6 protein-coding genes are annotated in these 4,334 nt (G+C 43.2%); 1 reads left to right on the plus strand and 5 read right to left on the minus strand.

Annotated elements, in window-relative coordinates:
• A partial coding sequence (locus B9T16_RS26385) for a protein kinase domain-containing protein (protein WP_410246148.1) occupies window positions 1–906 on the minus strand: 906 nt, incomplete at its 3' end.
• Between the two features lie 351 nt (window positions 907–1,257).
• On the opposite strand from B9T16_RS26385, the gene B9T16_RS26390 reads away from it, so the two are divergent.
• Complete coding sequence (locus tag B9T16_RS26390; RefSeq protein WP_043468481.1) at window positions 1,258–2,250, plus strand: ribose-phosphate pyrophosphokinase; 993 nt, start codon at window positions 1,258–1,260, stop codon at window positions 2,248–2,250.
• 101 nt (window positions 2,251–2,351) lie between these two features.
• Here B9T16_RS26390 and B9T16_RS26395 read toward each other — a convergent pair whose 3' ends face one another.
• From B9T16_RS26395 to B9T16_RS26410, 4 genes are all read right to left on the minus strand, one after another.
• Window positions 2,352–2,834: a GNAT family N-acetyltransferase gene (locus tag B9T16_RS26395; RefSeq protein WP_410246149.1), complete on the minus strand. Its 483-nt coding sequence runs from the start codon at window positions 2,832–2,834 to the stop codon at window positions 2,352–2,354.
• 53 nt (window positions 2,835–2,887) lie between these two features.
• Window positions 2,888–3,496, minus strand: coding sequence for a tRNA-(ms[2]io[6]A)-hydroxylase (locus B9T16_RS26400; protein ID WP_006619567.1), 609 nt, complete (start codon window positions 3,494–3,496; stop codon window positions 2,888–2,890).
• 57 nt (window positions 3,497–3,553) lie between these two features.
• Window positions 3,554–3,748: a Uma2 family endonuclease gene (locus tag B9T16_RS26405; RefSeq protein WP_410246151.1), complete on the minus strand. Its 195-nt coding sequence runs from the start codon at window positions 3,746–3,748 to the stop codon at window positions 3,554–3,556.
• Window positions 3,749–3,883: 135 nt separating this feature from the next.
• Window positions 3,884–4,334 (minus strand): hypothetical protein (locus B9T16_RS26410; protein WP_410246150.1); only part of this gene is annotated, 451 nt, incomplete at its 5' end.

Consider the following 4,334-nt stretch of genomic DNA (forward strand, 5'->3'; position numbering starts at 1 on the left):
TTTAAGTCCTGATAAATTCGGGTCAGTAGTGGGGGGAGTCGGTATAATGCCAGAGAGATTATTGAGAGCCTGTTGTACTTCCCTAGCCGACTGATAGCGATCGCCAGGATTACGGCTCAACATTTTATTGAGAACCGCCGCCAGTTGAGGAGTCACAGTAGCCCAAGGTTCCCACATCCAGGTTAGATTTTGTTGGTTAATTAAATCTTGAGGTTCCCGTCCCGTCAGCAGAAAAATCGCCGTTACCGCCAAAGCATACAAATCGCTACTGGGGGAAACCTTCCCCGTTTGCATTTGTTCAGCAGGAGCATAACCCAATTTTCCCACCCTAGTTTGACCCACCGGCTGAGTTTGACCCGGAGACTGAATATAAGTCGCCTGTTCAATCACTACCCCAAAATCAATCAAAACCGGAAGCTGATCGCGATCGCGGCGGATAATATTATCCGGGGAAATGTCGCGATGAATAATATTGAGGCTATGGAGATGCTCCAAAACTGGTAGCATTTGCTCAAGGAAAGTTATCACCTCAGCCTCAGCAAAAGTGCGAGGTTGACCAACAGGGGCATTTTTCCGGTCTTTGAGCAGCGCATAATAGGTTTGACCCTCCACATAGTCTTGAACCAAAAACAAGCGCTGATTTTCCTCAAAAACCGCCCCAAACTTAGGAATTTGCGGGTGTTGGATTTGGTAAAGCACCTGAGCTTCCCGCCTAAATAGTTCTTTAGACTTTTCCCAAGCATAGGTCCCCATTTGCACCGGGGTAAATTCTTTTAACGCGCAATACTCATTAAAGCGACCGAGATCTTCAGCCAGATAAGTTAAGCCAAACCCACCTTGACCCAAAACCCTGATCAAGCGGTAGCGATTTTGTAAAACAGTCCCTAGTGGAATAGCCGATTGCATAGAATTCATACTTGTCATGAGTTACAAATTAACAGATACATCAAGGCCAGGCCCTCAAAAAGTCTTGATTATGCCCCCTAATTGGTGTTTAACAACATTTTTAACCATGTTTCCGTGAGCCTTCCCTTTCCGTCCTTGCATTATTGGTCTAGTCTGGTCTGATCAACTTACCCATAACCTGTATGTTGAGCCAACCTCGCCCCAACTTGGTTGAGCATATCATCAACAACCGTCGCCACCTGTTCCCATCCTTTGATAAGGAGAGTTACCCCTGAATGATAGCCAATTTAACTGTTTCCTGGGCTACTAAATAATGATAAAATTGCTAGGAATGAACTGCGAGGAAATGCCGTGATCCGTTCTGCCACTCTACCCCTTCCTCATTCTGAGGCACTAATGACCGACCACAATCGACTAAGATTGTTTTCAGGTTCTGCCAATACAGGTTTAGCTACCGAAGTGAGTCGCTATCTGGGCATTGATTTGGGGCCAATGGTTCGCAAGCAGTTTGCGGACGGAGAACTTTACATCCAAATTCAGGAGTCCATTCGAGGCTGTGATGTCTACCTAATTCAACCCTGTTGTCATCCAGTCAACGATAATCTGATGGAACTCCTAATTATGATTGATGCTTGTCGTCGAGCCTCTGCTAGGCAAATTACGGCGGTAATACCCTATTATGGCTATGCTAGGGCAGACCGCAAAACCGCCGGCCGTGAATCGATTACAGCCAAACTGACCGCTAATTTAATCACCGAAGCTGGTGCTAGTCGGATTTTAGCCATGGACTTGCATTCGGCACAAATTCAAGGATATTTTGATATTCCCTTCGACCATGTTTATGGTTCACCTGTTATTTTAAACTACCTAGCTAGTAAACGACTATCTGATATTGTCGTAGTATCTCCAGATGTCGGAGGTGTCGCTCGTGCTAGAGCTTTTGCTAAAAAACTCAATGATGCACCCCTGGCGATTATTGATAAGCGCCGTCAGTCTCATAATGTGGCAGAGGTTCTCAATGTCATTGGTGATGTTAGAGGTAAAACAGCGGTTTTGGTTGATGATATGATTGACACAGCCGGGACTATTAGCGAAGGCGCTCGCCTCCTCCGGGAAGAGGGTGCTAGGCAGGTTTATGCCTGTGCTACCCATGCGGTGTTTTCTCACCCAGCTATTGAACGTCTGTCTACGGGGGTTTTGGAGGAAGTGATTGTGACTAACACTATCCCCGCTTCCCCGGATAAAACTTTTGATCAGCTGACTGTGTTATCGGTTGCTAATTTACTTGGTGAAACTATTTGGCGCATTCACGAAGATAGTTCCGTTAGTAGTATGTTCCGCTAATTGACCAATTTTTAGCTTTGGCGGCGGGAAAGCTCCCGACTCTACCGGAAAGGCTGAGTGTGGCATTCAGAACCGCCGCCGGGTTGGTATAGGTCTCTATACTAAGGCAAAGTTTTTTTGTAAATGCGATCGCATCGTCGAGTTTCTACTCCCGTTGTCGGTTGATAGCCATGATTTTCATAGAGTTTCACGGCTTCCGTTAAAACCGTTGCAGTTTCAATCCAAATCTCCTGAAATCCTCGTGTGTGAATTTCTTGTTCTAATTGGGTTAATAAATATTTGCCTAATCCTAGACCTCGGACCTGTGGCTGTAAATACATTTTGCGAATTTCCACGGCATTTGTACCACGATTAATGGGATAATAAGCAGCAGTTCCGACTAGGTTTTGATGTTGTTCTACTACCCAAAATTCCCCATTCTTATTAAGATAATACTTTTCGACTTCCCAGACATCCACATCAGCGCCTTCCGGTTCACAAGTTAAACGATATTCAGCTAAGACGGAGGCGATTAAGTCTTGAACAACTTGGCGATCGCCTGATTCCCAGGAACGAATTATAAAATCTTTATATACTTTTCTCATAACCGTTAATTCGGTGATATAATCAGTTAAGAAATCGGAGTTTTTGGCAGAGACTAACTATGAATCCGGGGTTCCGGGTGCAGTGTGGAAAGGAGTTGACTTTCAATAGTAGCCAATTCCTCTAGTCTTTGGCTAACGGTTTCCTGTTCAAAATAAGTAGTTGCTAACACCCAATAAATACCATAGTGACGGGCTTCGGAAGCCATCAAACTGCGATAAAACTTAGCCAATTCCAACTCAGGACAATATTGGGATAATAAGCCTAAACGTTCATGGCTGCGGGCTTCTATCAATCCAGAAACCAATAATAAATCAAGCATTCTGTGTGGTTCTTCTCGGCGGACATGGCGATTCAAACCTGCGCCATAGGGGGGAGAGGGAAGCGATCGCATGGGAATGTGTCGTTTTTCTAACCACTGATTGACCTGTTCAAAATGCTGTAATTCTTCTTGAGCGATCGCTGTTAACATTCGCACCAATTGGGTACTAGAGGGGTAACGAAACATCAAATTCAAGGCTACTCCCGCCGCCTTACGTTCACAGTGGGAGTGGTCAAGTAGGATAATATCCAAATTAGCGATCGCCTGTTGAACCCAAGCCATTGAGGTAGGTTCTTTCAAGTATTTAATAGTTGCTCGTGAACCAGAAACCACAGATCCCATATCAATACCACGGAAAAGCCACCCCAATCATAACATATCTTAATTAGCCTAAACAATTTAGGCGATCGATAACGGGGTTAGTGCGATCGCAGATCTTCCCCAACCCGTCCGACGAGACCAAGCCTGTAACTCCGCATAAATATTTCCGCTGACCTCTTGATGTCTCCAATGATTTGCTATGGTGACAATTAACTCTCCGTCAATAATTTCGTAGCGTTTTCCATCTTCGGGGAAAATTTCAAGATCGGTGATCGCAACTACCTCTCTGAGTGCTTATCATAGCTAAAAATGAAGAATCCCTCTTGCAATTGAACTCCAATTCCTGAAACTGGAATCACTGAAATATTAAGTTTGTGTACAACTGACTTAAGCTGTATATTTAGTTTTCTAACTGAACCATTTATCAAAAAAATTAGTAATCAGTTGTCTTGCCTTAGATGCTGTTGTACCTAAAACTCTAGCAATGTCATAACTAATATCAGACACCCATTGACTAAAAGAACTTTGAGATTTTGCAATAATTTGACTTTCATACAAATCCATTTMATTGATTTTTTGAAGCAACCTCTGCCTGAGAAATTCCGTGGTAGTCAGAGCTTCTTCTACTTCTGAAGGATAAAATTGATATCCACAAGAGYAATAAAACTTACTATCTAGAACATACCATTGCTCACCGCAAGAATCACATTTAATCTGTCTTTGATATGGTTCAATTAATAATTCACCATTAAATATACAACTTCTATGATAATTTTTGCCCCATTGTTTACCACAACTGGGACATTTGGGAAAATAAAATGGTATGTATTCACTCATGTTAATTTTTAGATCACAAAAT

The sequence above is a fragment of the Arthrospira sp. PCC 8006 genome, assembly GCF_046480465.1.
Classification (GTDB): domain Bacteria; phylum Cyanobacteriota; class Cyanobacteriia; order Cyanobacteriales; family Microcoleaceae; genus Limnospira; species Limnospira platensis.

Bases quoted from the DNA above. Each gene is read 5' to 3' on its own strand.
- B9T16_RS26395 (WP_410246149.1), bottom strand. From the start codon at position 2,834: ATGAGAAAAGTATATAAAGATTTTATAATTCGTTCCTGGGAATCAGGC.
- B9T16_RS26400 (WP_006619567.1), bottom strand. From the start codon at position 3,496: ATGGGATCTGTGGTTTCTGGTTCACGAGCAACTATTAAATACTTGAAA.